Raw genomic sequence first — 26,717 nt, 5'->3', positions numbered from 1 at the left:
GGGCCAAGCGCCCGCCTGCACTTCCGCCACGGGACGGAGGCAGCCGGGTCCGGTAAGGTACGCGCCGATCAGCAAGGAATATTCATGATGCGTATCGCGTTCATCGGTGGCGGCAACATGGCGCGCAGCCTGATTGGCGGCCTGCTCAAGACCGGCGTCACCGCCAACGCCCTCAGCGTGGCCGAGCCCCGTGCCGAGGCTCGCCAGGAGCTGGGCCGCGACTTCGGCGTGGCCTGCTATGCCGAGAATCGCCTCGCCGCGGCCGAGGCCGACGTGCTGGTGCTGGCGGTAAAGCCCCAGATCATGCCGGCTATCCACGCCGAATTGCAGGACACGCTGATCCGCAAACGGCCCATGCTCATTTCGATTGCAGCGGGTGTGCGCATCGATCAGCTCGAACGCTGGTTTGGTCACACCCTGCCCATCGTGCGCTGCATGCCCAATACGCCAGCCTTGATCGGCGCCGGCGCCACCGGCCTATGCGCCAACCGGCGGGTGAGCCCCGAACAGCGTGCGCAGGCACAACACATTCTCGACGCGGTAGGCCTGACGCGCTGGGTCGACGACGAATCGGCCATGGACACGGTCACCGCCATCTCCGGCTCCGGCCCAGCCTACTTTTTCGCCCTGGTCGAAGCACTGGAAGATGCCGCCTTTGCGCAAGGCATGCCGCGCGAAACCGCGCGCGCACTTGCCGCGCAGACCTGCCTTGGCGCCGGCCGCATGCTGACAGAAAGCGGCGAAGACCCCGGCGTGCTGCGTCAACGCGTTACGTCGCCCAACGGCACCACGCAGGCGGCGCTAGATAGCTTCGCCGCCGATCACCTCCATCAGATCGTCGCCCGCGCCGTGGCCGCTGCTACCCATCGTGGCGGTGAACTGGCGGCCGAGCTGGATCGCTAGTACTACCCACGTCAAAGAGTCGAGCACCTCCCATCGTGAACTACCTCGTCAATGCCCTCTCCTTTCTCGTCGAACTGGCCTTTGGCGCCGCTGCCGCGCTGTTTGTGCTGCGTCTGCTCGCTGAAGCCAGTCGCGCGGACTTTCACAATCCGCTGAGCCAGTTCGTCTATCGCACCACCAACCCGATCCTCGCTCCGATCCGTCGCCTGCTGCCCAACTGGCGTCGCATCAACATGGCCGCCCTGGTGGTGGTGTGGCTGCTGATGCTGCTCAAGCGCGTGGTGTTGTTTGCACTACTGGGGTTCTTTCCCCACGTGCTCGGTCTGTTCGTGCTTTCGGTGGCCGACATGCTCGACTTCATCGCGATGTTCTACGTCGTGCTGATCTTCATTTGGTCGCTGATGAGCCTGTTCCAGGTCGAGGGCTATCACCCCGTCTACCGCCTGGCCGGCAGCCTGGTCGACCCGCTGCTGCGCCCGTTGCGCGGCAAGCTGGTGGCCGGCGGTCTGGATTTCGCACCATGGGCCGTGATGATCGTGCTGATCCTCGCGCGCATCCTCGTGGTGTCCCCGCTTGCAGATATCGGCGCCAAGCTCGCGCTGGGCCTCTGAGCCTTTCATCCATCCTTCTGTCCCCAAGGAATCTGTTCGCATGAAAGCGACGTCACGTCTGCTGCGCCAATGCCTGCTTGCTGCCAGCCTCGCAGCCTGCATGGGCACCGCTTTTGCAGCCACCACTGCCACCACCAAGCCCGATGTGGTCGCCGGCAACATCGATACCTCGATCGACCCGGGCGTCGACTTCTTTGCCTACGCCAACGGCGCCTGGCTCAAGAGCCACCCGATACCGGCCGAGGAGTCAGCCTGGGGCGTTGGTCAGGTCGTGCAGGATGAGCTTTACGCCAAGCTGCGTACGATCAGCGAAGCCGCTGCAGCCAAAAAAGATGCCGCGCCCGGCAGCGATGAACAGAAGGTGGGCGATTTCTGGACCACGGCGATGGATCAGCCCTTGGCTGACCGGCTCGGCCTGACACCACTGAAGGCCGAATTGGCGCGCATCGACGCCGTGCATGACGTGAACTCCGCGCTGGACGAAGCGTTTGCACTGCAACCGCTGGGCGTCGACGTCTTCTTCGACTTCGCCGTGGCGCAGGACGAGAAGCAGAGCGACACCATGGCGGTGCATCTCGCCCAAGGTGGCCTCGGCCTGCCCGAGCGCGATTACTACTTCAATACCGAACAAGGTGTGGCCAAGGCCCGTGCGGCCTACGTCGAACATCTGCATCGCATGTTCCGCCTGATGGGCGCGGACGACGCGGCCGCACAAGCGAGCGCCAAGCAGGTCATGGCCTTCGAAACCGCGCTGGCCAAGGTGTCACGTCCATTGGCGGATCTGCGCGATCCCGAGAAGAACTACAACAAGATGGCGCCGGCGGCACTCACCGCCAAATACACCCCGGCCATTGCCTGGAATAACCGACTGGCTGGCTGGAAGCTCAACGCCCCCACCGTGATCGTGGGCCAGCCCGAATTCTTCAGTGGCTTGCAGGCGCTGCTGGCCAAGACGCCAGTGCCCGTGCTGCGCGACTACCTGCGCGTGCACCTGGCCGATGCTTACGCCAGCACGCTGAGCCAGGAGATCGATAACGAGCATTTCGATTTCTACGGCCGCACACTCTCCGGCCAGGCCGAACAGAAGCCGCGCTGGAAGCGCGTGCTGCGCGCTGAAAATGATGCGCTCGGCATGATTCTGGGCCGCATCTATGTGAAGGACTACTTCTCCGAAGCGAGCAAGCAGCGCTACAACACCATGGTCGAAGCCGTACGGTCGGCCTACGGCGAGCGCATCGACAAGCTAGATTGGATGAGCGCCCCCACCAAGGCCAAGGCACACGAAAAGCTTGCTGCCATCACCAAGAAAGTGGGCTATCCCGATATGTGGAAGGATTACTCCGCGCTCACCATCGGCCGCGAATCGTTTGCGCAGAACATGATGAATGCCCAGCACTGGGCCTTTAATGACATGGTGTCCAAGTTCGGCAAGCCGGTGGACCGCGACGAATGGGAGATGACGCCCCAGACGTACAACGCCTACTACAACCCGTCCAACAACGAGATTGTGCTGCCCGCCGCACAGTTCATGATCCCGGGCTTCGCCGACAGCGAGATCGACGACGCGGTGGTGTATGGCTACGTCGCCGCCTCCACCATCGGCCATGAAATCACCCATGGCTTTGACGACCAGGGCCGTCAGTTCGACGCCAAGGGCAACTTGAAAGACTGGTGGACGAAGCAGGATGCGGAACGCTTCCAGAAGCGCGCCGATGTGATGGTGAAGCAGTTCAACACTTACGAGCCGTTGCCGGGCCTGCACATCAACGGCGAGGCCAGCCTGGGCGAAAACATCGCTGACTTCGGCGGCATCATGATTGGCCTGGATGCGTTCAAGAAGACTGCGCAGTATCAAAAGGGCGAGAAGATTGCAGGCTATACGCCGCTGCAGCGATTCTTCCTCGGCTATGCGTTGGGCTGGTTGTCGCAGCAGCGCGAGGCTCGACTGCGTACGGCCCTGCTGGCGGATGTGCATGCACCGGCCAAGTGGCGCGTGAATGGGCCGCTGTCGAATGTGCCGGAGTTTTATCAGGCATTTGGCGTGAAGGAAGGGCAGCCGATGTGGCGGCCTGAGAATCAGCGGGTCAAGATCTGGTGATGTGACGCTCTACGCCCTCTCTTCTTCTTTGAGGAGGGGGCGGGAGCGAGCCGCAGTGTGGCGTTCCGCCCCTTTGTAGGAGCGCACTTGTGCGCGACCGCAGCGCTATGTCGATATCCCTTGGGTCGGGTGACACACAACCATCGACTGGCGCGAGAGCGTGGTGCCGCGGTCGCGCACAAGTGCGCTCCTACAAGGCATCGTTGTCGCGGTTCTTAAGGTGGATGCGCGCCATCAGCCGCGCTGCTTCGCATCCCACTCTGCGAAAATCGCATGCATCGCCTCCAGCCCGTCAAACAACGCTGCCGGACCCGGCTGCAAAATAATCGGCGACTTGATCTCGTAGAGATCACCATTGCGCACGGCAGGAATCGCATCCCACCCTTCACGTGCAGCAACCCGCTCAGGACGAAAGCGCTTTCCGCACCATGAGCCGAGAATGATGTCCGGCGCCTGCGCCACGACCTCAGCGCCGTCCGCCAGAATGCGATGCTTGGCCAGCGACTCGCCCGACATCTGCGGAAACACATCATCACCGCCAGCGATGCGCACCAGCTCCGCCACCCACCGGATGCCGGTGATCAGCGGCTCATCCCATTCCTCGAAATACACTTTGGGGCGCCGCTTGAACTGAGCCGCCGCCGCGCCGATCTGCGCGATGTGCTGCTCTGCTTTCTGCGCATACGCTTCCGCCTTGTCGGCCGCCCCCACCATTGCGCCCAGGCGCCGGATGTAAGCAAGAATGCCATCCACACTGCGATGGTTGCTGATCCACACTTCCACGCCAGCTTTGATCAGCTCCCTCGCGATATCCGCCTGGATATCGGAGAAACCGATAACGAAATCGGGCTGCAGTTTCAGGATCTCGTCGATCTTCGCGCTCGTGAAAGCCGACACCTTGGGCTTCTCTTTGCGTGCCCTTGGCGGGCGCACCGTGAAACCAGAAATGCCGACGATGCGATGTTCCTCACCGAGTGCGTACAGCACTTCGGTAGGCTCTTCGGTGAGGCAGACGATGCGCTGGGGGTAATGATCGTTGGAACTGCGTTGCTCGGTCACGCCTTAATGTCCTAACACGGTCACCGTGATCTTTCGCTGGTGCGGATCGAGCCGGTGTTCCCATAAATAGATGCCCTGCCACGTGCCTAACTGCACGCGCCCCGCATGCACCGGCACCACCAGGCTGACGCCGGTGAGGATGGCGCGCACGTGGGCGGGCATGTCGTCGGGGCCTTCCTCGTCGTGACGGAAGATGCTGTCGCCATCGGGCACGGCGCGCGCCAGCCAGCGCTCCAGGTCGTCGCGCACGGTGGGGTCGGCATTTTCACTGATCAGCAGCGAGCAGCTGGTATGCAGGCTGAAGATGTTGACCATGCCTGTGTGCACGCCGCTGGCGGCTACCACCTCGCCCACCTTGTCGGTGATATCGGTGAAGCCGCGTCCGCGGGTATGGATAACAAAGCCATTCTGGGCGACGTGATCGGCTGGCGCTGCACGCATGCTTCAAGTCTCCGAATGGTCAGGGATGTTCAAGGATAAAGCAGTCGGCTGGTCCAGGTCTGACCGTGGCGGCTCCAGCGCACGCGCTCGTGCAACCGGTACTCCGCGCCGTACCAGAATTCCACCATATCCGGCTCGACCACCAGACCACCCCAATGGGGCGGCCGCGTTACGTCGCGCCCGTCGAACTCGTGCTCGTAACGCGCATAGCGCTGCTCGAAGGTGTCGCGATCGGGCAAGGTCTGCGACTGCAGCGATGCCCAGGCGCCAAGCTGGCTGGCGCGGGGGCGGCTGGCGAAGTACGCATCGGACTCTTCTGCCTGCAGCTTGCGTGCCACGCCTTCCAAGCGCACCTGCACACCTTCGCGCAACTGCTTCCAGTGGAAGCACAGCGCGACCTGGGCATGCGCCTCAAGTTGCGACCCCTTGTCGCTCTGGTAATTTGTGTAGAAACGGAAACCACGCTCGTCCGCCCCCTTGAGCAACACGATGCGCGAACTCACGCGCCCGGCCGCATCGACCGTGGCCAGATTCATGGCCGTGGGTTCGGGCTCACCGCTCGCCCCGGCCTCGTCCAGAAGTTGCAGAAAAGTGTCGAGAATCTCTTGTTTCAACATGGGGTCTTGAATCGTGGCCGTGGCGCGCCATCATGGCGAAATGTCACCAGATGCTAGCACGCAGAATTCGACCCTGGCCGGGCACCTGCTCGACCAGTATGCCGGTCGCATTGCCCGCTCCCGCCGCCCCTACCTGCTGGGCCTGTCGGGCCTGCAGGGCAGCGGCAAGAGCACGTTGGCCAGGGAAATGAAGGCCCAGGCCGAGGCGCGCGGCTGGCCGACCGAGGTGCTGTCGCTGGACGACTTCTACTACTCGCGCAGCGAGCGCGACGTTTTGGCACACCAGATCCATCCTCTGCTGCGCACCCGCGGCGTGCCTGGCACGCACGAGATCGAGCTGTTGATGTCGGTACTCGCCGCGTTGCCGCAGGCTTCGGAGAAGCTGCCGGTCAGCTACCCACGCTTTGACAAGGGCCATGACACACGCATGGCACCGTCAAAATGGCCGCGCGTGGCGCGCCCGCCCAAGCTGGTGATACTGGAAGGCTGGGCACTCGGCCTGCGTCCGCAATGGCTGTCTGCGCTGGACGAGCCGGTCAACAGCCTGGAGCGTGATGAAGATCCCGAAGGCATCTGGCGCCACTGGGTCAACAAGCAGCTTCGAGGCTATCAGCCGCTATGGCGCAAGCTGGACGCATTGATCGTATTGCAGGCGCCGAGCTGGGACATTGTGCGCAAGTGGCGCAGCGAGCAAGAAGAAGAACTCCTGGCTCGCCACGCACCGCTCGCCATGGACGCGACCGCCATGGTGCGTTTTCTTGCGCACTACGAGCGACTGAGCCGGCACGCTCTGGCCACGCTGCCCGAGCTGGCCGACACCACCGTCGAGTATGACGATGATCGCCACGTGATTGCCCTCAATCACAGCTGACGGCGAGATGCATCAGGCGAGCGGCTCAACCTGCACGGCCGTGCCATAAGCAAGCACTTCGGTGACGCCCTCCGCCACATCGTTGGCGTCGTAGCGCATGGCGATCACAGCGTTGGCCCCGCGCTCTGCGGCGTGGCGCAGCATCAGCTCGAAAGCCTCTTCGCGAGCCTTCTCGCACAGCTCGGTGTAGATCGAGATATTGCCGCCCACCAGCGTCTGCAACGCCGCGCCGAAATTGCCGATCACGCTGCGTGAACGCACCGTGATGCCGCGCACGATGCCCATGGGGCGAACGATGCGATAGCCCGGCAATTCGTTGCTGGTGCTGACCATGTGGAGCGGAAGGTTGCTAGGCATGGACTATCCTCCTTGAGTGAATGTAGGACGTGCTTGATGGGTGACGTTGCCAGCCCATCACGTGTGTTGCGCAATGCCATGTATGAGCGCGCGGTAACCGTCACGTGCATCGGGCCACTGCGGGACAAAGCCGCTGGCGCGCAATCGCGCATTGCTCAGACGCTTGCTGCCCACACCCGATGGCGGAGCACCTTCGCCGGGCATGGGCGCCCCAACCAGCGAAGCGATGTGGTCATACAACACGTGCAGCGGCAGCGGGGTGTCATCGACACCCAGATAAAGCGGCATGGGATTCGTCACGAACAACAGATGCACGATGGCTGCCGCCGCGTCGTCCACATGGATGCGATTGGCCCAGTGAGTCACTTCACGGGGCACGTTCACGGTACCTGCGCGTAACCGCTCTACCAATTGCAGTCGACCGGGACCGTATAGACCGGCCAGACGCAGCACCACCGATGACACCGGCTGTTCGAGCAGCCAACGCTCAGTATCCAGTAGCGTGGCGCCATTGAATCCAGGCGGGTCAGGCGGGGTTTCCTCATCGACCCAAACTTCACCGTGCTCGCCGTACACCGCGCTGGACGAAACCAGCACCGCACGCTGCAAGGTGTGACGATCGAGCACGCCAAGCACGTGGCGTAAGCCGTCGACGAATACCGCACGATATGCCGATGCATCGCGAGCATCCGGTGTGGGCAGATACACCAGATGGGTGATGCCTGCAGGCACGACACCAAGCGACTCGGGCCGGGTCAGGTCACCTTGCAGCCATTGAATGCCGCTGTCATCCGGGGCGGATGCACTGCGTCGCAGCGCCCATACCTGATCGCCACGCGCCCGCAAACGCTGCGCCACGCGCTGGCCCACATCGCCGCATCCTGCGATGAGTACGCGCGCACTCATGCCCACCACCCCGATATGCGGCGCAGCCCTGCGCTTTCGCGCCTGTTAGCATTCACCCATGAATCCATCGTGCAACCTGTTCATCGTTGGCCCGACCGGTGCCGGCAAGACGTCCATCGGGCGTCGGCTGGCCGAGCATTATGGGCTGAACTTCGTCGATCTCGACCAGGAGATCGAGCGGGTGTGCGGTGTGCCGGTAGCGACGGTGTTCGAAATCGAGGGTGAAGCGGGCTTTCGTCAGCGCGAAAGCCAGTTGCTGGACGAATGCAGCCGCCGCAGCGGCGTCGTACTGGCCACCGGGGCGGGCGCCGTGCTCGATCCGGCCAACCGGCGCCTGCTGACCGAGCGCGGTTTCGTAATGTGGCTGCAGGCTACGCTGGAACAGCAGCTGGAACGGCTGGCACAGGATCGTCAGCGCCCGCTTCTGGCTAATGGCGATCGCGCAAAACGGCTTACCGCCATGGCCGAGCGGCGTACCCCGCTATATCAGGAGATTGCCGACCTGGTGATTCCTGGCGCCCATGAACATGTTCACGCCGCTGCTGCGCGCAGCATTCTCTTGATTGACCAATACTGGCAGCGCCAGCACGCCGCATGACTACTCAGCCCCGCATCATCGACGTCACACTAGGCGATCGCAGCTATCCGGTATGGATTGGCCCCGGCTTGCTCACGGATCACGCCCGCTGGCGCGCCGCGTTGCGCGGTCGGCACGCGTTGGTGATCAGCAACACCACGGTTGCACCGCTGTACCTGGAGCGCATCGCGCAGGGTCTCGATGGCCTGCAGTGGTCTTCCTTTCTCATCGACGACGGCGAGGCGCACAAGACTTTCGCCAATGTCGGGCTTGCGCTGGACGCACTGGCCAAACTCGGCGCCACGCGCGATGCCTGCGTGGTGGCACTGGGCGGTGGCGTGGTGGGTGACCTCGCCGGTTTCACCGCAGCTTGCTGGATGCGCGGCATCGACTTCATCCAGATGCCCACCACCTTGCTGTCGATGGTGGATTCCTCCGTCGGCGGCAAAACCGGTGTGAACTTGCCGGCGGGCAAGAACCTGGTGGGTGCATTCCACCAGCCGCGCGCCGTGTTAGCCGACATCGATACGCTCGCCACCCTGCCCCAGCGCGAATATCGGGCGGGACTGGCCGAGGTGGTGAAGGGTGCTGCCATTGGCGACCCCGCCTTCTTTACCTGGCTGGAGCAGCACGCCGAGGCGTTGAACGCACGCGAGACGGCGCCGCTGATCGAAGCCATCGCGCGAAAGGTGCAGTACAAAGCTGGCGTCGTTGCGCGCGATGAAACCGAACAGGGCGAGCGCGCCCTGCTCAACCTCGGCCACACGTTCGGCCACGCGCTGGAAACGGCCGGCAAGTACAAGGTGCTGCTGCATGGCGAAGGTGTAGCTATCGGCATGCTCCTGGCCGCACAGTTGTCCGAGCGCCTGGGTATGAGTGACGCAGGCGATACTGCTCGCCTGCATCGTCTGCTCGATGCCGTAGGACTGCCGACGGCGATTCCGGCTGGCATGGATCCGGCACAGTTGCTCGCTCTCATGCGGCTGGACAAGAAGAATCTCGCGGGATCACTGCGACTGATTCTGTGGCGGGGTATTGGCCGCGCGGAGATCGTCAGCGGCGTGGACGAGGCGGATGTCATGGCGGTGCTGGAGGCTGCCGCTCGCTGACGGGCGCGCTTCGTCGCTGGTCGCGCACAAGTGCGCTCCTACAGTTCGAACGTTCTTTTGTAGGAGCGCACTTGTGCGCGACCGCAGCGTCTCCACGCCCCTCGCCACCCGGTCTGCACGACGCGCTTAGGCCACGCGACGCATCGCCACACTCGCCCCTGAAGGCCCAAGCCTTCTAGAATGCGGGTTCTGCGGCATCGTGCCTCCTTCCTTCGACACCGGATTCCATGCGCCTATACCTGCAAGCCATGACCGCTTCTGCCGAGGCGCCGCGCTATGTCCAGATCACCCTGGAGCAGGATCTGCTCGGCGGCTGGACGCTATATCGCGAATCCGGCGTGCAGGGCGGCAAGGCCACGCTCAAGCGCGAACAGTTCCTTGAGCGTGAGGACGCCATGGCGGCGTTCGAAAAGGCACGCGACGCGCAACTCAAGCGCGGCTTCCGCGTGATGTTCAGTCAAGGCCTCGATGGCCCTTACGGAAGTTGAGACGTGAGTGAAGAGGAGTGAGAGAAAGCGCGCTTCGTCGCCACGTTCCCGTCCTTCTCTCCCTTCCCGCTCCTCTCAACTCACTCCCCGATGTCAGGATTGCCCATGATCGAAGCGCTCCAGAACGACCGTTTCCTGCGCGCTCTGCGCCGCGAAGCCACCGACACCACGCCCGTATGGGTGATGCGCCAGGCAGGCCGCTACCTACCGGAATACCGCGCCACCCGTGCCCGCGCCGGCAGCTTCATGGCGCTGGCGCAGAGCCCGGAACTCGCCTGCGAGGTAACCCTGCAGCCGCTGGAACGCTTCGAACTGGACGCGGCGATCCTGTTCTCCGACATCCTCACTATTCCTGACGCAATGGGTTTGGGGTTGAGCTTTGCCCATGGCGAAGGCCCGCAGTTCGCGCACCCGGTGCGCACCAAGGCCGATATCGACAGGCTCGGCGTGCCGGACATGGACGGCGAACTGCGCTATGTGATGGATGCGGTGCGCCTGATCCGGCGCGAACTGCATGGCCGCGTGCCGCTGATCGGCTTCTCCGGCAGCCCGTGGACACTGGCTTGTTACATGGTCGAAGGCCATGGCTCCCGCGACTTCGGCCACCTCAAGGCCATGTGCTGGAACGAACCCCTGCTCGCCCACCAGCTGCTGGAAACCCTGGCCCAATCGGTAGCCGCCTACCTGATCGCCCAGGCCGAGGCCGGCGCCCAGGCGTTGATGGTGTTCGACACCTGGGGCGGCATGCTCGGCCCCGCACCGTTCCGCGAGTTTTCCCTGCGCTACATGGCCCAGTTGGTGGACGCGCTGAAAGCCCACCCGGCCAGCCGTGAGCTGCCCGTGATCCTGTTCTCCAAGGGCGCCGGCCAGCATCTGGCTGCCATGGCCGATACCGGCTGTGCGGCCCTGGGCGTGGACTGGACCATCGACCTCGCCGACGCCCGCCAGGCTGTGGCCGGCCGCGTCGCCCTGCAGGGCAACCTGGACCCCAGCATCCTGCTCGCCAGCCCCGACGTGATCCGCCGCGAGGTACGCCGCGTGCTCGACAGCTACGGCAACCACCCTGGTCACGTGTTCAACCTGGGCCACGGCATCACCCCCGAGGTCAATCCGGAGCACGTGAAGGTGCTGGTGGACGAAGTGCACGCGTACAGCCGTCAGCTGCGCGGCTGAGTCCGGCTTTCTCCCTCTCTCCATTACAGGGAGGGGGACTGGGGTGAAGGGTGGGTGCTTGCCAAGACCCTTCCTACCCGTCATTCCCGCGAAAGCGGGAATCCAGCGTCTTTCGCCCTGGCGGTTGGTCAAAGAGCTAAAAGGCGCTGGATTCCCGCTTTCGCGGGAATGACGGTGAGGGGCTTATGCGCGGTATCGACTGGTGGGCAACCTGCTAAAAATGGCACCCCAAGCCCCCCGCCCGTACAATCGACGCTTTACATAACCATCTCCCCGCGCCCACCCCGGCGCGCACTGACGAGCCCCCGATGGACAAGAGTTTCGAGCCCAGCCAGATCGAGTCGAAGTGGTACACCCGCTGGGAAGCCAGTGGCGACTTCAAGCCCTCCGGTCATGGCGAGCCGTACTGCATCCTGCTGCCACCGCCGAACGTCACGGGCACGCTGCACATGGGCCATGCGTTCCAGCAGACCGTGATGGACATGCTGATCCGCTACCAGCGCATGCGCGGCATGAACACGCTGTGGCAGGTGGGCACCGACCACGCCGGCATCGCCACGCAGAAGATCGTGGAGAACCAGCTGGCCGCCAACGACCAGACGCGCCATGACCTGGGCCGCGAAGCCTTCGTCGAACGCGTGTGGCGCTGGAAGGAGGAGTCGGGCTCCACCATCACCAACCAGATGCGCCGCATAGGTGCCGCTGCCGACTGGTCACGCGAACGCTTCACCATGGACGACGGCCTCTCGGAAGCCGTGCGCAAGGTGTTCGTGGAGTGGTACCGCGCGGGCCTGATCTATCGCGGCAACCGTCTGGTGAACTGGGACCCGCTGCTGGGCACGGCCGTGTCCGATCTCGAAGTGAACAACGTCGAGCGTGACGGTCATTTGTGGTCGATCCGCTACTTCACCGTGGATGGTGCCGACAGTGTCGTGGTCGCCACCACACGTCCGGAAACCATGCTGGGCGACGTCGCCGTGGCCGTGCATCCGGAAGACGAACGCCACGCCCGCCTGATCGGAAAGATGCTGCGTCTGCCACTGAGCGGTCGCGAGATTCCGGTGATTGCCGACGACTACGTCGACCGCGAGTTCGGCACCGGCTTCGTCAAGATCACCCCGGCGCACGACTTCAACGACTACGCCATCGGCCAGCGTCATAACCTGGCGCCGATCAACATCTTCACGCTTGATGCCAAGGTCAACGAGAACGCGCCCGAAAAGTATCGCGGCATGGATCGTTACGAAGCGCGCAAGGCCGTGCTCGCCGACCTGGAGGCCGAGGGCCTGCTGGTCGAAACCAAGTCGCACAAGCTGCAGGTGCCGGTGAGCCAGCGCTCGGATGCGGTGATCGAACCAATGCTCACCGACCAGTGGTTCCTCGACCTCACCTCTGATGTGCAGGCAGATGGACGTCCGGGCGGCCGCAAGGCCATCACCGAGCCGGCGCTGGACGCCGTGCGCGGCGGCGACATCAAGTTCGTGCCGGAAAACTGGAGCACCACCTACACGCAGTGGCTGGACAACATCCAGGACTGGTGCATCAGCCGCCAGCTGTGGTGGGGCCATCGCATTCCGGCGTGGTACGACGAAGCCGGCAACATCTTCGTGGGTGAAGACGAGGCCGATGCGCGTGCGCACGCCACCATCGAACCGGTCGGCGCGCTCTCGCAAGACCACGACGTGTTGGACACCTGGTTCAGCTCGGCATTGTGGCCGTTCTCCACCATGGGCTGGCCGATGCAGGGCCCGGTGAAGAACGAACACGGCGACGTCGTGGCCGACTGGCAGCACGACCAGATCTACCTGCCCAGCGCCGTGCTGGTCACCGGTTTCGACATCATCTTCTTCTGGGTCGCCCGCATGGTGATGGCGACCAAGTACTTCACCGGACGCGTGCCCTTCCGCGAGGTCTACATCAACGCCATCGTGCGTGATGCGGAAGGCCAGAAGATGTCCAAATCCAAGGGCAACACGCTCGACCCGCTCGACCTGATCGACGGCATCGAACTGGAGCCGCTGGTGGAGAAATCCACCAAGTCGCTGCTGATTCCGCAGGTGCGCGAGAAGGTGGAGAAGCGCATCCGCAAGGATTATCCGAGCGGCATCCCCGCCATCGGTACCGACGCGCTACGCTTCACTTTCGCCGCGCTCGCGAGCTACAGCCGCACCATCAACTTCGACATCAAGCGCGCCGAAGGCTACAAGGCGTTCTGCAACAAGTTGTGGAATGCCGCGCGCTTCGTGCTGATGAACCTGCCCGAAGGCCCGCTGCCGGCACCGAACGGTGCGCCGGTCACCGAAGCCGAGCGCTGGATTCTCACCCGCCTCAAGCAGACGCTGACCGATGTGGAGCAACACTTCGCCAGCTACCGCTTCGACCTGCTGGCGCAAGAGCTGTACGAGTTCACCTGGAACGAGTTCTGCGACTGGTTCCTCGAGTTGTCGAAGCCCGCACTGAATGGCGATGACGCACTCGCTGCCGCTTCCACCCGCCACACGCTGGTGGTGGTGCTGGAAACCGTGCTGCGTGCACTGCACCCGATCGTGCCGTTCATCAGTGAGGAAATCTGGCAGTCCGTTGCGCCCAAGCTCAGCCTCACTGACGACGTGCTGATGCAGCGCCCGTGGCCGCGTGCGGATGAGATCACTGCAGACGAAGCTGCCACCGCCGAGATCGAATGGTTCAAGAACGTACTGAGCGGCATCCGCCGCATCCGCGCGGAAATGAACATCGCACCGGGCAAGACCATTCCGCTGCTGCTTGCCGACGGCGACGCCACCGATCGCGCACGTGCCGCCAAGTTCGCCGCACAGATCAGCTTCCTGGCCCGTGTCGACGCACCGCAGTGGATTGAAGCTGGCGCCGACGAACCTGCCGCAGCGGCTGCCGTGGTCGGTTCGATGCGCGTGCTGATTCCGCTGGCCGGCCTGATCGACCTGGGTGCAGAGAAGACTCGCCTGGGCAAGGAAATCGCCCGCATCGAAAGCGAGATCAAGAAGTGCGAAGGCAAGCTGGGCAATGCCAACTTCGTGGCGAACGCACCGGCCGAAGTGGTGGCGCAGGAGCGTCAGCGCATCACTGACTGGACCACGCAGCTCAATGCATTGCGTGAGCAGGCGCAGAAGCTAGGCTGACGCCCGGCTTCTGCTTTCTCTGTAGGAGCGCACTTGTGCGCGACCGCGACGCAAAAATCTTGCCGCGTCGCAGGTCAGTCGCGCACAAGTGCGCTCCTGCAGTAGTGATTTCGAATCAGGGAGCGGACTGCAGATCCAACGCCATCACGATGGCATCCTCCCGCCCATCCTTCGCCGGGTAATATTTCGGCCGCCGACCGATCTCCTCGAACCCAATCGACCGATAGAGATCCTGGGCCACCGGATTCGACGGCCGCACTTCCAGAAACACGCGCCCCGCCCCATTCCAACGTGCAATATCCAGCAGGCGCCGCAACAGGAGCCGCCCCAGCCCCAAACCTCGATGGGCCGGTCCGATGCACACATTGAGCACATGCGCTTCGCCAGCGGCGACGGACAACACGCCGTAACCCGCCATGACGCCTTCCACCCACATCACCCAGCACGGGTGACCTGCCTTCAAGCAGTCGCCGAAGATGCCCTGCGTCCAGGGAAAGTCATAGGACGCCGCCTCCATGGCCGCCACGGCCGGAAGATCGTCGCGCCGCATGGCGCGGATCTCAGCATGAGGGCGAGCGACGGCGACCATGGGTGGTCAATCCGTTCGCTGCGCCAACGCACGCCGCAAACTGCGCAGCGCATTCCACAGGCGACGCTTGCTTGCCGCCGAGCCCAGCACGCTGGAAGGCTCGTCGGCCAGCACGATATGCGCCTTGCTGAGCGCGGCGGCAGGCAATTCGCGCCCCAGCGCATGCGCCTGTGCCTCACCAAAGACCAGATAGGCCCGTGCTTCCGGCGTGGCGGGCAGCTTGCCGTCGGCCACTTCGATGCGCGGGGCACGCGCCACGGCCGGGCCGTAACTCAGCAGTGCACGGCCGACCAGATCCAGCTCACGCGGCGAACAGCCTGCAGGAAGCAGCACCACACACTCACCCGCGATCATGGCGGCTGTGGCTTCCGTCACCGGCTGCTCGGCGGCCACGTCGGCCGGCGCAGCCGCACGACGTACCCACGGCATCACGCCTAGCGCACGCAATACGCGCTCGCGATGGACCAGGGGTGCGTGCGTAGCAGCCATCAGGCCACGCCCCTACGCCGACGATGCGTGGCGCGCCCCCACAGGGTCATCACCGGGCCGGACAAGAGGTACAGGGTGAACACGGCAAACAGCACGCGCGGCGGATCGATGAAGAACGGCACCAGCACCAGCACGCCGATCAGCACCCACAGAAACGGCACGCGGTCGCCCATCGGCAACGATTTGAAGCTGTAGTAGCGGAAATTGCTGACCATCAGCAGGCCCACCACCACCGCCAGCACCGGCGTGATGAAGCACACCTCGGCGCCGACGATGCCGAACTTGTCCATGCTCCACACGAACGACATGCACACCGCCGCCGCCGCAGGGCTGGCCAACCCCTGGAAATACCGCTTGTCGATCACGGCAACCTGGGTGTTGAAGCGGGCCAGGCGCAAGGCGGCGCAGGCGGCATACACAAACGCCGCTGCCCAACCGATCTTGCCCCAGGTCGGGCCATAGTCGCGCAACGTGGACAGCGACCAGGTGTACATCACCAGAGACGGCGCCAGGCCGAAACTGACGAGGTCGGAAAGGGAGTCGTACTGCACACCGAACTCGGTCTGCGTGTTGGTCAAACGGGCAACCCGGCCATCCATGCCGTCCAGCAGGGCCGCCACGAAGACGGCAATGGCCGCCGCGCTGTAGTCGCCGCTGATGCTCACCACGATCGCGTAGAAACCCGCAAACATCGCGCCGGTGGTAAACAGGTTCGGCAGCAGATAAATACCCCGGTGACGAGGGGTGCGGACGGGCGTACTGTCGCTCATGAATCAATCCGTGACGGAATACGCGCAGTGTAAACCATCATCCGCTTGAGTCCGGCCGGAGGGGGTGTTAACAAATGCGCACCCTGTCAAAAGCCTTGGAGTCTGCCCATGCGTCGCCTGTTGATTGCCACCGCGCTGCTGCTCGTCGCGCCCCTGGTTGCCGCCCAGGCGTACAAGTGGAAGGACGCCAATGGCACCGTGCACTATTCCGACGCGCCGCCCCCGCAGGGCACCAAATACAACAAGGTGACCACCTCCGGCACCGTGGAGCCGCTGACGACCTCTGAGCCGACCCCGTCCAGCACCCAGAACAGTGCCGGTGCGCCTGCCTCCAAGCCGGCCGAGTCCTCGCTGCCCGTGCAGGACACGCCGGACAACCGCGCCAAACTGTGCGAATCAATCCAGCACAACCTCGACACCCTCAAGGGTGGCGGCCCGGTCGTCATGCAGCAGGACGGCCAGGACAAGCTGATCGACGCCGATCAGCGCCAGCAGCAGACCGCCACGGCCGAAGCCCAGTACAAGCAGTACTGCTCCGGCGGCTGAGCCTCGCCTCAAATTCTCTGCACCGCCCGCACAGCCCCTCACCGTCATCCCCGCGAAAGCGGGGATCCAGTGACTTCGGCTGCCCTTGACGCTTGAAAGGCACTGGATGACTCGCTGCGCTCGCCCCTTCGGGGCCGCCCTGCGAGCGTTCTGCGCGCTTCGCGCTTGTCCCGCTTTCGCGGGGATGACGGTGAGGGGGCTGTGCGGGCGCCACGACGGGTATAACTCACGAATCCAAGTCCGGCCCCCAAGCCCCCCGCATCGCTATAATCGGCCTCTTTCACCGCCGGATCCGTACGCATGCGCCTTAGCCAATTCCACCTGGCCACCGTCAAGGAAGTCCCCGCCGACGCCGAAATTGCCAGCCATCGGCTGATGTTGCGCGCCGGCATGATCCGCAAGCTGGCCGCCGGTCTGTACACCTGGTCGCCGTTGGGCCTGCGCGTGCTGCGCAAGGTCGAGCAGGTGGTGCGCGAGGAAATGGATCGCGCCGGCGCCGTCGAGCTGCTGATGCCCACCATCCAGCCCAAGGAGCTGTGGGAAGAAAGCGGCCGCTGGGCGAAATTCGGCCCGCAGCTGTTGAAGATCAAGGATCGCAAAGAGCAGGAGTTCTGCTACGCGCCCACCGCCGAAGAAGTGATCACCGACTACGCGCGCAATGAGCTGAAGAGCTACAAGCAGCTGCCGGTGAACTTCTATCAGATCCAGACCAAGTTCCGCGACGAGATCCGTCCTCGTTTCGGCGTCATGCGTGCGCGCGAATTCCTGATGAAGGATGCCTACTCCTTCCATCTGACCCAGGAGTCGCTGCAGGGAACCTATGACGCCATGTACCAGGCGTACTCCCGCATCTTCACCCGCCTGGGCCTGACGTTCCGCGCCGTGCAGGCCGATACCGGCGCCATTGGCGGCAACGCCAGCCACGAATTCCAGGTGCTGGCCGATTCAGGGGAAGACGCCATCGCGTTCTCCGACGGCTCCGACTACGCCGCCAACATTGAAAAGGCCGAGGCACTGGCGCCCACCACGGCGCGCCCGGCACCAGCCGCCGCGCTGCAGCGTGTGGACACGCCGACGCAGAAGACCATCGATGACGTCGCTGCCTTCCTCAAGGTATCGCCGCAGCAGTGCGTAAAGACCATTCTCGTGCGTGGCACCAAAGGTCTGGTGGCGCTGTGCGTGCGTGGCGACCACGAGATCAACGAAGTGAAGGCCGGCAAGCTGGCCGAGATGCCGGGCGAGTCGGAGCTCGCCTCCGAAGAGGAAATCCTTGCCCTCACCGGCACGCGCCCGGGCTTTATCGGACCGGCGGGCCTGCCTGCGGAGATTCCGGTCATCGTCGACCGCAGTGCCGCCGTGCTTGCCGACTTCGTCTGCGGCGGCAACCAGGACGGCACCCACTACACCGGCGCCAACTGGGATCGCGACGCTCGCGTCACCCGTGTGGACGACATCCGCAAGGTGGTCGAGGGCGACGCCTCGCCGGACGGCAAGGGCACCTTGCGCATGGCGCGCGGCATCGAGGTCGGCCACGTGTTCCAGCTAGGCAACAAGTACGCCGAAGCGCTGAAGGCCACCGTACTCGACGAGAACGGCAAGGCCCAGGTGATGCTGATGGGCTGCTACGGCGTCGGCGTCAGCCGCATCGTGGCGGCCGCCATCGAGCAGCGCCATGACGACGCCGGCATCATCTGGCCGGAACCCATGGCGCCGTGGCGCGTGGCAGTGTGCGTGATCAACCCCAAGAACTCCCCGGAGATTGCCCAGGCCGCGGAATCGCTCTATCGCGAGCTGCAGCAGCGCGGCGTCGAAACCGTGCTCGACGACCGCGGCCTGCGCCCGGGCGCCATGTTTGCGGACATGGAGCTGATTGGCATCCCGCATCGCGTGGTGGTCAGTGAGCGCGGCCTCGCCGCCGGCACCCTGGAATACCGCGCCCGCCATGAAGCGGAGGCGCGCGCCATTACCCAGGATGACTTGTTCTCGCTGTTGGGCTAAGCGACTTCGCCATGGGGTGTTGGAAAACGGCCGCTATCGCGGCCGTTTTCTTTTACGGAGCCTGGATACGAACTTTCGGCAACCGAAAGCATCCATCCATTACACAGTTAATCCCAAATGTAACTAATAATTTGGCAGTCCATTTAATGCCATATAACGTTTTGCAATACACGGATATATCTGCGAGTATCAAAAACCCCTAAAAATGCACTGCCTACGTCGTGGTGCACGTTTCACCTAGCCGCACTTACCCCGGGAGTTACGTATGGCAGTTGACATCAAGAATCTGAACCATAATCAGCTCAATGACCTGATCAGCAAGGCCCAGCAGCGCCAGGGTGAATTGCGCAAGGAAAAGGTGGCCAAATTGCGTGAGAAAATTCACGCACTGATCAAAGCCGAAGGTTATGCGTTCGAGGACATTTTCGGCCACGCACGTGCCACCAAGACCCGCCGCAGCGGCGGCACGGTAGCCCCGAAATATCGCAACCCGGCTGACCCGGAGCAGACCTGGTCGGGTCGCGGCAAGCGCCCGCGCTGGTTCAGCGATGCGCTGAAGGCGGGCAAAAAGGAAAAGGATCTGGCGATCTGATTGCTAGTCATTCCGCACATGAAAAACGCCGGCCCTGCGCCGGCGTTTTTTTATCTATTCATTGCGTTACAACGATCGGCGTGGCGCGACCAGCAAATCACCAAACAATAGCCCGGCCACCAAGGCAATCAGCAAGGTAATGAGCAGCATGCCGGTATCCAGTCCCAGCGTGGTATTGCGTTCGAGCAGGGACGATACGCTACGGAACCCCACACTACCCGGTACCAGCAAGATAATGCCCGGCTCGCGAATGATCGCGCCCGGCCGATGCACGAAACGCGCATAAACATTGGCCAGGCTGCCAAGCGTGAGACCGCCCAGGAATACGCCAAATGGCGCCGCGGGAATTTTGCCCGCCAACGCGCCGCCCCAGCGGGTCGCCAGGTAACCCAACACCACCGCCGCCATCACCACCAGCCAGTCACGGCGGGCTGCCCGGAAAGAAACAGCAAACGCGAAAGCGCCGACGAGCAGCGCGGGATAGTCCGTCCACGCTGGTAGCGGCGGCAACGCATAGTCCCGCCCCTCAATGCCGAAAGCATGGCAAAGCTGCGTCGCCGCCACGGTACCGAACGTAAGCTTGATCAAGGTCGCAATCGCGCCGCCCATGCGCGCCACGCCCGCCACCAGATGCTGGCTGGAAATCTCACGCACCGCCGTAGTGAGCGCCATGCCGGGCATCAACACGATCAACCCGGCCAGAATCACCGACTTGATCGCCAATGGCACCACGAACTCACTGACCACGATGGCAATGAGGGTTGCCACCAGCGCACTGATCGCCTCACTGGCCACCGCCAAGCGCGGACGCGTTGCCGACAGTACAGTGATGGTGCCGATGATGAGACCAATCAGTAACGCCGTGATCAGGTCAGCCCAAGAGCTGTGCAGCAGCAATGCCACCACGCTGGCCGCGGCCAGCCCATAGCTGGCAATCACGCCCGCCTGCGCACGCCGCGTGTCGGGCCGCCCCAGATCACGCAGCAGACGAAACCCTTCACGCAGTTCGATATCACCCGCGATCACCTTGTCGGCGATCGCATCCGCCTCGCACAGACGTGCCAGATTCACATCACCCGGTGCCAGCCGCATCACCTGCGTCACCTGCGCCACCTCGTCCTCACCCTGTGCGAGGTCGGTGAATGAAATGATGATGGCGGTAGGGCTGGACCACACATCCGCTTGCAACCCCAGACGCTGCGCAGAACCCGCAATCGCGCCCTCCAGACGCGGCGCGGCTGTGCCGTACTGGTGCAGTCGGCGGGCCAGTTCCAGCAGAAACGCGATGCGCGTGTTCAGTGGAGCCAGCGCCAATGGCGTAAGGACGGTGGGGTGATTCATTGCGTTGCGGTCCACGTGGTGGGGGCCGTGGACGGCGTGTTGTTGGGGGAGCGAGAGGCGAGGTGCATGGGGGTAGTAGAACTGATTTGGATGGCTATTGTCAGGGGTGATGATGTTGGGGTTTGAGGTCTTGCTTGCGGCGACGATTCCTCTCGTCACCCCGGCGTAGGCCGGGGTCCAGTGACTTTGCGCTTGGTTCTCGCCGGGCGTTCCCGCCAGCATGCCGCCTACGACGCGGAGCTAGTCCCGTGGGACGCGGCGGGCGTTTCGACCTTCTGCCGAAGGCCGAGTCACTTTTCTTTTGCTGGCCCAAAAGTCCCACGGGGATTAGCTTCGCGTCAAAAGTAACCCAAAGAAAACGGCCTTTGGAGCTCTCGTAGCGTCGTGTTGAATACAAGCTTTGGAGGCTTCGATATTCGGCACCGATCGGTCCATCCGACACACGGTACGGCTACACCGCAACGCGCCCTAGCGCAGAGGTGCTCTGCATGGCGCGGAATACAAGCACTGAAGGTTCCGGAGCTCGGATTGCGACAGGCGCAACGCCGCCACACTGCGGCTACCCCGCAACGCGTCGATGCCAAGAGGGCTTAAAGCTGAGGCTCGCTTGGCGACGCAGGGCCCCGGCTCTTCTGTAGGAGCGCACTTGTGCGCGACCGCCGCGTCGCGATCTTCCGTAGAGCTAGGCCACGCGATAGGCACCCCATGAGGTAACGACAACACTCTGCGATCGCGCGCGAGCGCGCTCCTACAAGGCGGCGTTGGCTCTTGGCGTTGGCTCTTGGCTTTGCACTCTTGATCGTCGGGCCCCCTGTGCGGCCGCCCCTCACGGACTGGCCGGCTTCATCGGCCAGCGCCAAGCGGGGGTGCCCTTCTCTTTGGTTACTTTCTCTTGGGCAAGCAAGAGAAAGTGACCCGGCCTCCGGCAGGAGGTCGGAAGCCCGCGGCAGGCGAGCCAGGTCGCCGTATCGCGACGACCAAGCGATAACGCCACTGGACCCTGGCCCTCGCCGGGGTGACGGTGCTTAGGAAACGCTGAGGCTAGCACCCGCCCCTCACCCCAACCCTCTCCCCGGAGGGGAGAGGGAGCCAAGAGCAGCCATTTCAATTGCACAGGGGACGTCAGAACAACGCGTAGCGGATTAAGCCACCTACTCCACCGCCCTCACCAACAACGCCGTCCCATCCACCCCCACCACCTCCACCATGCTCCCCACCGGCAAATCTGGCCCCAGCACCAGCCACAGGCTGTCACCCACCTTGGCCTTGCCACGCCCGTTCACGATGGCCTCCGCCAACACATAACGCTGCCCAATCTTCTGCTCACCGCGCCGATTGAGCTTCGCATTGCCCGGCTCATCACGCATCAAGCGAGGGCGCACGCCGTACCAGAACGCGGCGCAGGACAGAAACGCCAGCACCACGAAAACCAACGCCTGGGCAAGCTCGGACAGAGCGGGAAGCACCAGCGTCACTAACCCGGTGACGCCGGCAGCAATACCGATCCATAGCAGGAAGTAGCCCGGCAGCATCACCTCCGCGGCGATCAGTACCAACGCGAGAATCCACCACCAATAATGCAGCGCGACGGCTTCCATCATGCGTCTCCGCTCAGCGCGCCGGCGGCGGGATGTTGCGACCGGTGTTACCACCCTGCTGCTGGCCCAGCGATTCCTTGGCCAGTTCGGCAATACCAGCGAGCGAGCCGAGGATACCGGTGGCTTCTATCGGCAACAGCAGCATCTTCTGATTGGGCGAGTGGGCCATTTCTTTCAACGCTTCGACGTACTTGTTGGCGACAAAGTAGTTCAGCGCGTTGACGTTGCCGTTGGCGATTGCCTCGGACACCATCTTGGTGGCCTCCGCTTCGGCTTCGGCCAGACGGATGCGCGCCTCGGCTTCGCGGAACGCGGCTTCCTTCTTGCCTTCGGCCTGGAGAATCGCCGACTGCTTTTCACCGTCGGCCTTCAATACCGCAGCCTGACGCAGGCCTTCGGCTTCCAGGATGTTGGCGCGCTTTTCGCGCTCGGCCTTCATCTGACGCGCCATGGAATCGACCAGATCGCGCGGCGGTGCGATGTCCTTGATCTCGATGCGGTTGACCTTCACGCCCCACGGATGGGTCGCCTCATCCACCACGCTCAGGAGCTTGGCGTTGATCGCGTCGCGCTGGCTCAGCGATTCATCGAGGTCCATCGAGCCGAGCACCGTGCGGATGTTGGTCATGATCAGGGCCAGGGCAGCCTGCTCGAGGTTGGCCACTTCATAGGCAGACTTGGCGGCATCGAGTACCTGGTAGAACACCACGCCATCGACACGCACGACGGCGTTGTCCTTGGTGATTACGTCCTGCGAGGGAACATCCAGCACCTGTTCCATCATGTTCATCTTGCGCCCGATGCTGTAGATGAAAGGTACGAGGAAATGCAGGCCAGGGCTGAGCGTGCGCGTATAGCGGCCAAAGCGCTCCACCGTCCACTCGTAACCCTGCGGAACGATGCGCACCAACTTGGCGAGCACGATAACCGCCACCACCACCACGACCAATGCAAACAGCTGTCCCATTGCCTGAGCTCCACATCCATGAACGATGCCGGGAGTATAGGCGAGGCTTGCTCCCGCCTGACAACGGGCTACTTCGGCCCCACGGGCAGCAGGAGGCTAACGCGCAGGCCGCCCTCTTCCCGGTTGGCCAAGGCAATGCGTCCACCGTGGGCTTCCACGATTTCACGCGCCAGCGCCAAGCCCAGACCCGTGCCCGATCGCTTGGTGGAGTAGAACGGCAGCAAGGCCTGCGCCAGCACCGTTTCGCTCATGCCGGGGCCACGATCGGCCACTTCGATGCGCAGGTCGCGGCCAATCACCGCCAACGAAAGCGACACCCCTTCTTCCGCACTGCCTGATTCGTGCGCGTTCTTCACCAGGTTGATCAGCACCTGTTCGATCTGCGCTGTATCGAACCAGCCGGGTTGTTCGGGTATGGCGCCCTTCAACTGGAACTTGCAGTGCAAGGCCAGGCTATCGAGGAACGGTTGCCATGCGATGGCCACCGGCTGCGGCGCTGGCAGTTTGGCGAAGCTGGCATAGCCGGCGATGAATCCATGCAAATGGCGCGCACGTTCGCCGATGGTGGCGAACACGCCGGGCAGCCGCGTGGTGTCGCCACGACGCGCAAGCTCGGCGCCGGAATGGGCGAGCGACGAGATGGGCGCCAGTGAATTGTTCAATTCGTGGCTGATCACCCGTATGACACGCTTCCACGTCGACACCTCCTGCCGCGACAGCTCACGCGTCATGCGGCGGAACAGCTGCAGCCGATGCGGGCGGCCTTGCAGGCGGAAGCTTCGTTGCGACAAGTGGAAGGTTTCTTCGCCACCGTCCATCTCCACGGTGAGCAAGGCATCCTCGCCACCTTCCACGGCACGGCGCAGCGCCTCCGGGCTGTCGCGGAGCAGCTCGACGAAATCGAGGCCATGCAGCGTGCGCCCGTCGTTGAACAGGTGACGTGCAGCGATGTTGGCGTAAGTGACGCGACCACTGGCATCGGTGAGCACCAGCGCGACCGGCGTGTTCTGCACCACGGTGTCGAGCAGCAGTTCGCGCTGGGCGAGATTCTGGCGCTGCTCGCGCAGGGTCTGGCCCAGCGCGTTATGCATGCGGATCAGTTCGCCCAGTTCATCGCGACGGGTCGCTGCAATGGAGAAACTGAAATCGCCGTCACGGTAACTGGCCACCGCGCCTTCCAGGGCACGCAGCAAACGGGTGACGGGCGCCATCACGCGATGACCCAACCAGAACGACAGCGGCAGCAGCAAGGCCACCGAAACGATCATGCCGCCGTAGAAGTCGAAATGCGCGGGCGCACCCATGTTGACGCCGAGGTCATGCTTCATCCACACCAGGATCTGCGGCAGTGGCCATTGCGTCACGCCGGCGTACATAAGCGCGCCAGTCACGCCAGCGAATCCGATCAGCAGCACCATGCGCGACTCAAGCGAACGAAAGCCGCTCAACATCCCTTCTCTCCCTCGGTACCCGCCGGCTTCAATGACACGCGCCACCTATTCCCATCGGTACGCAATTGACGTGTGGTCCATAACCACGGTTGATGATGACCCGGATCGGCGTCTGGTCAGGCGGCGCCTTGTCCTTGCCGGGCTGGTCACTGAAATTGAAACGCTGAGCTTCGGTGGCCGCGGTGCTCAAGGTATCGCGATAGGCACCGGTAGTCGCAGCACTTGAAGGCAACGGGCCCCAGCGGTCACTGGCCTGCCCGGCCTGAGGCGAAACCTGCTGTGCCACGGCGTTGGCGCACAGCAAACTGGCAACAAGCAGCAAATGGCGATAGCGCATGGCGGACTCCATCGGCGCAACCGACATCATGCTAGCCCATTGCGCCCGGAGCAATCCGCTAGCGTCAGGCCTGCGCCAGGCCGTAGCGCTCCATGCGCCGATATAACGCCTGCCGCGACAGACCCAGAGCCGTCGCCGCCCGACTGACCACGCCGCCCGCCTTCTCCAGCGCCGCTTCCACGGATTCGCGGCTGGGCTCATCCAGGTTGCGTGCAATCGAGGGAGCGAGTTGTGGCAAGTTGAGCTGCTCGGGCGAAATGCGACCATCGCCCGCCAGCAGCGCAGCACGCTCGATCGCGTTCTTCAGCTCGCGCACGTTGCCCGGCCAGGGATAGGTCAGCAACGCTTCGCGCGCCACGTCGCTGAGCTCCGCACGGCCACCGAGGAAGTGCTCGGCCAGCGGCAGGATGTCGTCGACACGCTCGGACAGTGGTGGCAGGTTCACTTCGATCACGTTGAGGCGGTAGTAAAGATCCTCGCGGAAGGTGCCCGCGCGGATCATTGCCTTCAGGTCGGCGTTCGTGGCACTGAGCACACGCACCTTCACGTGGCGGGTCTTGCCCGAGCCCAGTCGCTCAAATTGGCCGGTTTCCAGCACGCGCAGCAGCTTCACTTGACCTGACAGCGACAGATTGCCGATCTCATCGAGGAACAGCGTGCCGCCATCAGCCAGTTCAAAGCGACCTTCGCGTGCCTTGTTGGCGCCGGTATAGGCACCTGCCTCGGCGCCGAACAATTCCGCTTCGATCAGTTCACCCGGCAGCGCACCGCAGTTCACTGCCACGAAAGCGCCGCGCTTGACCGCGGAGTTCGCGTGCACGATGGCCGCAATGCGCTCCTTGCCGGCGCCGTTGGGGCCGGTGATGAGTACGGGCACATCGGAACGCGCCACCTGGCAGGCCAGATCGAGCGTGCGTGCCATCGCTTCGGAGGCAAACACCAGCCCGTCGAGTTCGTAGCGTCGCTGCAGATCCTCGCGGCGCTTGCGACGCTCGTTGCGGGCCCGGGTCACCTCGCGGGTGGATTCGGAAAGCTCCAGCAGGTTCTCCACCGTCTGCAGCAGCTTGGCGTCATCCCACGGCTTGGCGAGATAGTCGGCGGCGCCAGCCTTTACCAGCTCCACCGCCGTCTCCAGATGGGTCCAGGCCGTGAGCAGGATCACCGGCAGGTCGGTATGGCGCTGGCGAATGGCGCGGAACAGCGCGATACCCTCCTCGCCCGAGGTGGTATCGGCAGTGAAATTCATGTCCTGGATCACCACGTCGATCCGTTCGCTTTCCAGCAGCGCGAGGCCCTGTTCGGGCGTCAGCGCGGTCAGCGGGCGGATTTCATGCAGCGATAGAGCGAGCGAAAGCGCCTCGCCCACGGCCGGGTTGTCGTCAATGATCAGTACGGTTCGCATTCGTCGCTTGCACATGTAGACGTGGATGCAGCTCCACGCCAAAAGGTTGCCATGTTCGGCGCGATTTTTCGCCGACCAGGAAAAAAGTCATCCCCGCGCAAGGCTGGAGGAGGAACCAAGAGTCGCTAACAAAACGTAGCGAGCGGCCGGCTGGTGGGCGCGGGCGGCGCGCAGGAACCGGAGTGTACTGGTCGACCATGAGGATTCCGAGCACCGAACGCGCCCGCCAGACGGTCGCGCAGTCGTTTTGTAAGCGGCTCTGAGGGCCGTCCAGCCCTCCTCCGCCGTAG

General features: G+C 63.6%; 26 protein-coding genes and 1 other RNA gene. 12 read left to right on the top strand and 15 right to left on the bottom strand.

Annotated elements, in window-relative coordinates:
• The first annotated feature begins 84 nt into the window (after window positions 1–84).
• The 3 genes from proC to AC0GUR_RS19805 are packed head-to-tail and all read left to right on the top strand — an operon-like array spanning window position 85 to window position 3,612.
• The gene (gene proC, locus AC0GUR_RS19815) at window positions 85–903 is read left to right on the top strand and encodes a pyrroline-5-carboxylate reductase (protein ID WP_472879233.1); all 819 of its coding nucleotides are present in this window, start codon (window positions 85–87) and stop codon (window positions 901–903) included.
• Window positions 904–938: 35 nt separating this feature from the next.
• A complete protein-coding gene (locus AC0GUR_RS19810; protein ID WP_472879232.1) occupies window positions 939–1,514 on the top strand; it encodes a YggT family protein in 576 nt (191 codons plus the stop codon).
• 40 nt (window positions 1,515–1,554) lie between these two features.
• The gene (locus AC0GUR_RS19805) at window positions 1,555–3,612 is read left to right on the top strand and encodes a M13 family metallopeptidase (protein ID WP_472879231.1); all 2,058 of its coding nucleotides are present in this window, start codon (window positions 1,555–1,557) and stop codon (window positions 3,610–3,612) included.
• Between the two features lie 234 nt (window positions 3,613–3,846).
• Here AC0GUR_RS19805 and AC0GUR_RS19800 read toward each other — a convergent pair whose 3' ends face one another.
• The 3 genes from AC0GUR_RS19800 to pdxH are packed head-to-tail and all read right to left on the bottom strand — an operon-like array spanning window position 3,847 to window position 5,729.
• On the bottom strand, window positions 3,847–4,671 hold the full coding sequence (locus tag AC0GUR_RS19800; RefSeq protein ID WP_472879230.1) for a cobalamin-binding protein: 825 nt from the start codon (window positions 4,669–4,671) through the stop codon (window positions 3,847–3,849).
• Between the two features lie 3 nt (window positions 4,672–4,674).
• The gene (locus tag AC0GUR_RS19795; RefSeq protein ID WP_472879229.1) at window positions 4,675–5,112 is read right to left on the bottom strand and encodes a secondary thiamine-phosphate synthase enzyme YjbQ; all 438 of its coding nucleotides are present in this window, start codon (window positions 5,110–5,112) and stop codon (window positions 4,675–4,677) included.
• Between the two features lie 29 nt (window positions 5,113–5,141).
• Entirely contained in the window at window positions 5,142–5,729 is a 588-nt protein-coding gene (gene pdxH, locus AC0GUR_RS19790) for a pyridoxamine 5'-phosphate oxidase (RefSeq protein WP_472879228.1), read from the bottom strand.
• 40 nt (window positions 5,730–5,769) lie between these two features.
• Here pdxH and AC0GUR_RS19785 point away from each other — a divergent pair, with 40 nt between their 5' ends.
• Complete coding sequence (locus AC0GUR_RS19785) at window positions 5,770–6,600, top strand: kinase (protein WP_472879227.1); 831 nt, start codon at window positions 5,770–5,772, stop codon at window positions 6,598–6,600.
• A gap of 12 nt (window positions 6,601–6,612) precedes the next feature.
• Here AC0GUR_RS19785 and AC0GUR_RS19780 read toward each other — a convergent pair whose 3' ends face one another.
• Entirely contained in the window at window positions 6,613–6,957 is a 345-nt protein-coding gene (locus tag AC0GUR_RS19780; RefSeq protein WP_472879226.1) for a YbjQ family protein, read from the bottom strand.
• Between the two features lie 57 nt (window positions 6,958–7,014).
• A complete protein-coding gene (locus AC0GUR_RS19775; protein WP_472879225.1) occupies window positions 7,015–7,863 on the bottom strand; it encodes an SDR family oxidoreductase in 849 nt (282 codons plus the stop codon).
• 58 nt (window positions 7,864–7,921) lie between these two features.
• On the opposite strand from AC0GUR_RS19775, the gene AC0GUR_RS19770 reads away from it, so the two are divergent.
• From AC0GUR_RS19770 to AC0GUR_RS19750, 5 genes are all read left to right on the top strand, one after another.
• A complete protein-coding gene (locus AC0GUR_RS19770) occupies window positions 7,922–8,461 on the top strand; it encodes a shikimate kinase (RefSeq protein ID WP_472879224.1) in 540 nt (179 codons plus the stop codon).
• Window positions 8,458–9,549, top strand: a complete 1,092-nt coding sequence (gene aroB / locus AC0GUR_RS19765) for a 3-dehydroquinate synthase (protein ID WP_472879223.1) — start codon at window positions 8,458–8,460, stop codon at window positions 9,547–9,549. Before AC0GUR_RS19770 ends, aroB begins: the two co-directional genes overlap by 4 nt.
• A gap of 227 nt (window positions 9,550–9,776) precedes the next feature.
• On the top strand, window positions 9,777–10,037 hold the full coding sequence (locus tag AC0GUR_RS19760; protein ID WP_472879222.1) for a WGR domain-containing protein: 261 nt from the start codon (window positions 9,777–9,779) through the stop codon (window positions 10,035–10,037).
• 105 nt (window positions 10,038–10,142) lie between these two features.
• Entirely contained in the window at window positions 10,143–11,210 is a 1,068-nt protein-coding gene (hemE, locus tag AC0GUR_RS19755; protein WP_472879221.1) for a uroporphyrinogen decarboxylase, read from the top strand.
• Window positions 11,211–11,518: 308 nt separating this feature from the next.
• Entirely contained in the window at window positions 11,519–14,347 is a 2,829-nt protein-coding gene (locus tag AC0GUR_RS19750; protein ID WP_472879220.1) for a valine--tRNA ligase, read from the top strand.
• A 115-nt stretch (window positions 14,348–14,462) separates the two neighbouring features.
• Here the strand turns inward: AC0GUR_RS19750 and rimI are convergent, their stop codons facing one another.
• The 3 genes from rimI to pssA are packed head-to-tail and all read right to left on the bottom strand — an operon-like array spanning window position 14,463 to window position 16,195.
• Window positions 14,463–14,936, bottom strand: a complete 474-nt coding sequence (gene rimI, locus AC0GUR_RS19745; RefSeq protein WP_472879219.1) for a ribosomal protein S18-alanine N-acetyltransferase — start codon at window positions 14,934–14,936, stop codon at window positions 14,463–14,465.
• 6 nt (window positions 14,937–14,942) lie between these two features.
• Entirely contained in the window at window positions 14,943–15,425 is a 483-nt protein-coding gene (locus tag AC0GUR_RS19740) for a hypothetical protein (protein WP_472879218.1), read from the bottom strand.
• On the bottom strand, window positions 15,425–16,195 hold the full coding sequence (pssA, locus tag AC0GUR_RS19735) for a CDP-diacylglycerol--serine O-phosphatidyltransferase (RefSeq protein WP_472879217.1): 771 nt from the start codon (window positions 16,193–16,195) through the stop codon (window positions 15,425–15,427). Before pssA ends, AC0GUR_RS19740 begins: the two co-directional genes overlap by 1 nt.
• 108 nt (window positions 16,196–16,303) lie before the next feature.
• On the opposite strand from pssA, the gene AC0GUR_RS19730 reads away from it, so the two are divergent.
• The 3 genes from AC0GUR_RS19730 to AC0GUR_RS19720 all read left to right on the top strand — a co-directional run bounded on the left by AC0GUR_RS19730 (window position 16,304) and on the right by AC0GUR_RS19720 (window position 19,331).
• Window positions 16,304–16,741, top strand: a complete 438-nt coding sequence (locus AC0GUR_RS19730; protein ID WP_472879216.1) for a DUF4124 domain-containing protein — start codon at window positions 16,304–16,306, stop codon at window positions 16,739–16,741.
• 300 nt (window positions 16,742–17,041) lie between these two features.
• Window positions 17,042–18,739, top strand: a complete 1,698-nt coding sequence (locus tag AC0GUR_RS19725) for a proline--tRNA ligase (RefSeq protein WP_472879215.1) — start codon at window positions 17,042–17,044, stop codon at window positions 18,737–18,739.
• Between the two features lie 265 nt (window positions 18,740–19,004).
• Window positions 19,005–19,331, top strand: coding sequence for an H-NS histone family protein (locus AC0GUR_RS19720; protein WP_472879214.1), 327 nt, complete (start codon window positions 19,005–19,007; stop codon window positions 19,329–19,331).
• 66 nt (window positions 19,332–19,397) lie between these two features.
• On the opposite strand, the gene AC0GUR_RS19715 is transcribed toward AC0GUR_RS19720, so the two are convergent.
• From AC0GUR_RS19715 to AC0GUR_RS19685, 7 genes are all read right to left on the bottom strand, one after another.
• The gene (locus tag AC0GUR_RS19715; RefSeq protein ID WP_472879213.1) at window positions 19,398–20,672 is read right to left on the bottom strand and encodes a threonine/serine exporter family protein; all 1,275 of its coding nucleotides are present in this window, start codon (window positions 20,670–20,672) and stop codon (window positions 19,398–19,400) included.
• A 1,151-nt stretch (window positions 20,673–21,823) separates the two neighbouring features.
• Window positions 21,824–22,270: an NfeD family protein gene (locus tag AC0GUR_RS19710; protein ID WP_472879249.1), complete on the bottom strand. Its 447-nt coding sequence runs from the start codon at window positions 22,268–22,270 to the stop codon at window positions 21,824–21,826.
• A 13-nt stretch (window positions 22,271–22,283) separates the two neighbouring features.
• A complete protein-coding gene (locus tag AC0GUR_RS19705; RefSeq protein WP_472879212.1) occupies window positions 22,284–23,237 on the bottom strand; it encodes an SPFH domain-containing protein in 954 nt (317 codons plus the stop codon).
• A 68-nt stretch (window positions 23,238–23,305) separates the two neighbouring features.
• Complete coding sequence (locus AC0GUR_RS19700; RefSeq protein WP_472879211.1) at window positions 23,306–24,688, bottom strand: sensor histidine kinase; 1,383 nt, start codon at window positions 24,686–24,688, stop codon at window positions 23,306–23,308.
• A gap of 28 nt (window positions 24,689–24,716) precedes the next feature.
• Entirely contained in the window at window positions 24,717–25,025 is a 309-nt protein-coding gene (locus AC0GUR_RS19695; protein WP_472879210.1) for a hypothetical protein, read from the bottom strand.
• 64 nt (window positions 25,026–25,089) lie between these two features.
• Complete coding sequence (locus AC0GUR_RS19690) at window positions 25,090–26,427, bottom strand: sigma-54-dependent transcriptional regulator (RefSeq protein ID WP_472879209.1); 1,338 nt, start codon at window positions 26,425–26,427, stop codon at window positions 25,090–25,092.
• Window positions 26,428–26,550: 123 nt separating this feature from the next.
• Window positions 26,551–26,626: non-coding RNA, sX9 sRNA (locus AC0GUR_RS19685), on the bottom strand.
• Window positions 26,627–26,717 lie beyond the last annotated feature (91 nt).

The organism is Dyella sp. PARNA 12/25 (assembly GCF_055702865.1).
This window is presented reverse-complemented; position numbering and strand designations above follow the sequence as displayed.

Bases quoted from the DNA above. Each gene is read 5' to 3' on its own strand.
- proC (WP_472879233.1), top strand. From the start codon at position 85: ATGATGCGTATCGCGTTCATCGGTGGCGGCAACATGGCGCGCAGCCTG.
- AC0GUR_RS19805 (WP_472879231.1), top strand. From the start codon at position 1,555: ATGAAAGCGACGTCACGTCTGCTGCGCCAATGCCTGCTTGCTGCCAGC.
- AC0GUR_RS19795 (WP_472879229.1), bottom strand. From the start codon at position 5,112: ATGCGTGCAGCGCCAGCCGATCACGTCGCCCAGAATGGCTTTGTTATC.
- pdxH (WP_472879228.1), bottom strand. From the start codon at position 5,729: ATGTTGAAACAAGAGATTCTCGACACTTTTCTGCAACTTCTGGACGAG.
- AC0GUR_RS19785 (WP_472879227.1), top strand. From the start codon at position 5,770: ATGTCACCAGATGCTAGCACGCAGAATTCGACCCTGGCCGGGCACCTG.
- AC0GUR_RS19780 (WP_472879226.1), bottom strand. From the start codon at position 6,957: ATGCCTAGCAACCTTCCGCTCCACATGGTCAGCACCAGCAACGAATTG.
- AC0GUR_RS19775 (WP_472879225.1), bottom strand. From the start codon at position 7,863: ATGAGTGCGCGCGTACTCATCGCAGGATGCGGCGATGTGGGCCAGCGC.
- AC0GUR_RS19770 (WP_472879224.1), top strand. From the start codon at position 7,922: ATGAATCCATCGTGCAACCTGTTCATCGTTGGCCCGACCGGTGCCGGC.
- aroB (WP_472879223.1), top strand. From the start codon at position 8,458: ATGACTACTCAGCCCCGCATCATCGACGTCACACTAGGCGATCGCAGC.
- AC0GUR_RS19760 (WP_472879222.1), top strand. From the start codon at position 9,777: ATGCGCCTATACCTGCAAGCCATGACCGCTTCTGCCGAGGCGCCGCGC.
- hemE (WP_472879221.1), top strand. From the start codon at position 10,143: ATGATCGAAGCGCTCCAGAACGACCGTTTCCTGCGCGCTCTGCGCCGC.
- AC0GUR_RS19750 (WP_472879220.1), top strand. From the start codon at position 11,519: ATGGACAAGAGTTTCGAGCCCAGCCAGATCGAGTCGAAGTGGTACACC.
- rimI (WP_472879219.1), bottom strand. From the start codon at position 14,936: ATGGTCGCCGTCGCTCGCCCTCATGCTGAGATCCGCGCCATGCGGCGC.
- AC0GUR_RS19740 (WP_472879218.1), bottom strand. From the start codon at position 15,425: ATGGCTGCTACGCACGCACCCCTGGTCCATCGCGAGCGCGTATTGCGT.
- pssA (WP_472879217.1), bottom strand. From the start codon at position 16,195: ATGAGCGACAGTACGCCCGTCCGCACCCCTCGTCACCGGGGTATTTAT.
- AC0GUR_RS19730 (WP_472879216.1), top strand. From the start codon at position 16,304: ATGCGTCGCCTGTTGATTGCCACCGCGCTGCTGCTCGTCGCGCCCCTG.
- AC0GUR_RS19725 (WP_472879215.1), top strand. From the start codon at position 17,042: ATGCGCCTTAGCCAATTCCACCTGGCCACCGTCAAGGAAGTCCCCGCC.
- AC0GUR_RS19720 (WP_472879214.1), top strand. From the start codon at position 19,005: ATGGCAGTTGACATCAAGAATCTGAACCATAATCAGCTCAATGACCTG.
- AC0GUR_RS19715 (WP_472879213.1), bottom strand. From the start codon at position 20,672: ATGAATCACCCCACCGTCCTTACGCCATTGGCGCTGGCTCCACTGAAC.
- AC0GUR_RS19710 (WP_472879249.1), bottom strand. From the start codon at position 22,270: ATGGAAGCCGTCGCGCTGCATTATTGGTGGTGGATTCTCGCGTTGGTA.
- AC0GUR_RS19705 (WP_472879212.1), bottom strand. From the start codon at position 23,237: ATGGGACAGCTGTTTGCATTGGTCGTGGTGGTGGTGGCGGTTATCGTG.
- AC0GUR_RS19700 (WP_472879211.1), bottom strand. From the start codon at position 24,688: ATGTTGAGCGGCTTTCGTTCGCTTGAGTCGCGCATGGTGCTGCTGATC.
- AC0GUR_RS19695 (WP_472879210.1), bottom strand. From the start codon at position 25,025: ATGCGCTATCGCCATTTGCTGCTTGTTGCCAGTTTGCTGTGCGCCAAC.
- AC0GUR_RS19690 (WP_472879209.1), bottom strand. From the start codon at position 26,427: ATGCGAACCGTACTGATCATTGACGACAACCCGGCCGTGGGCGAGGCG.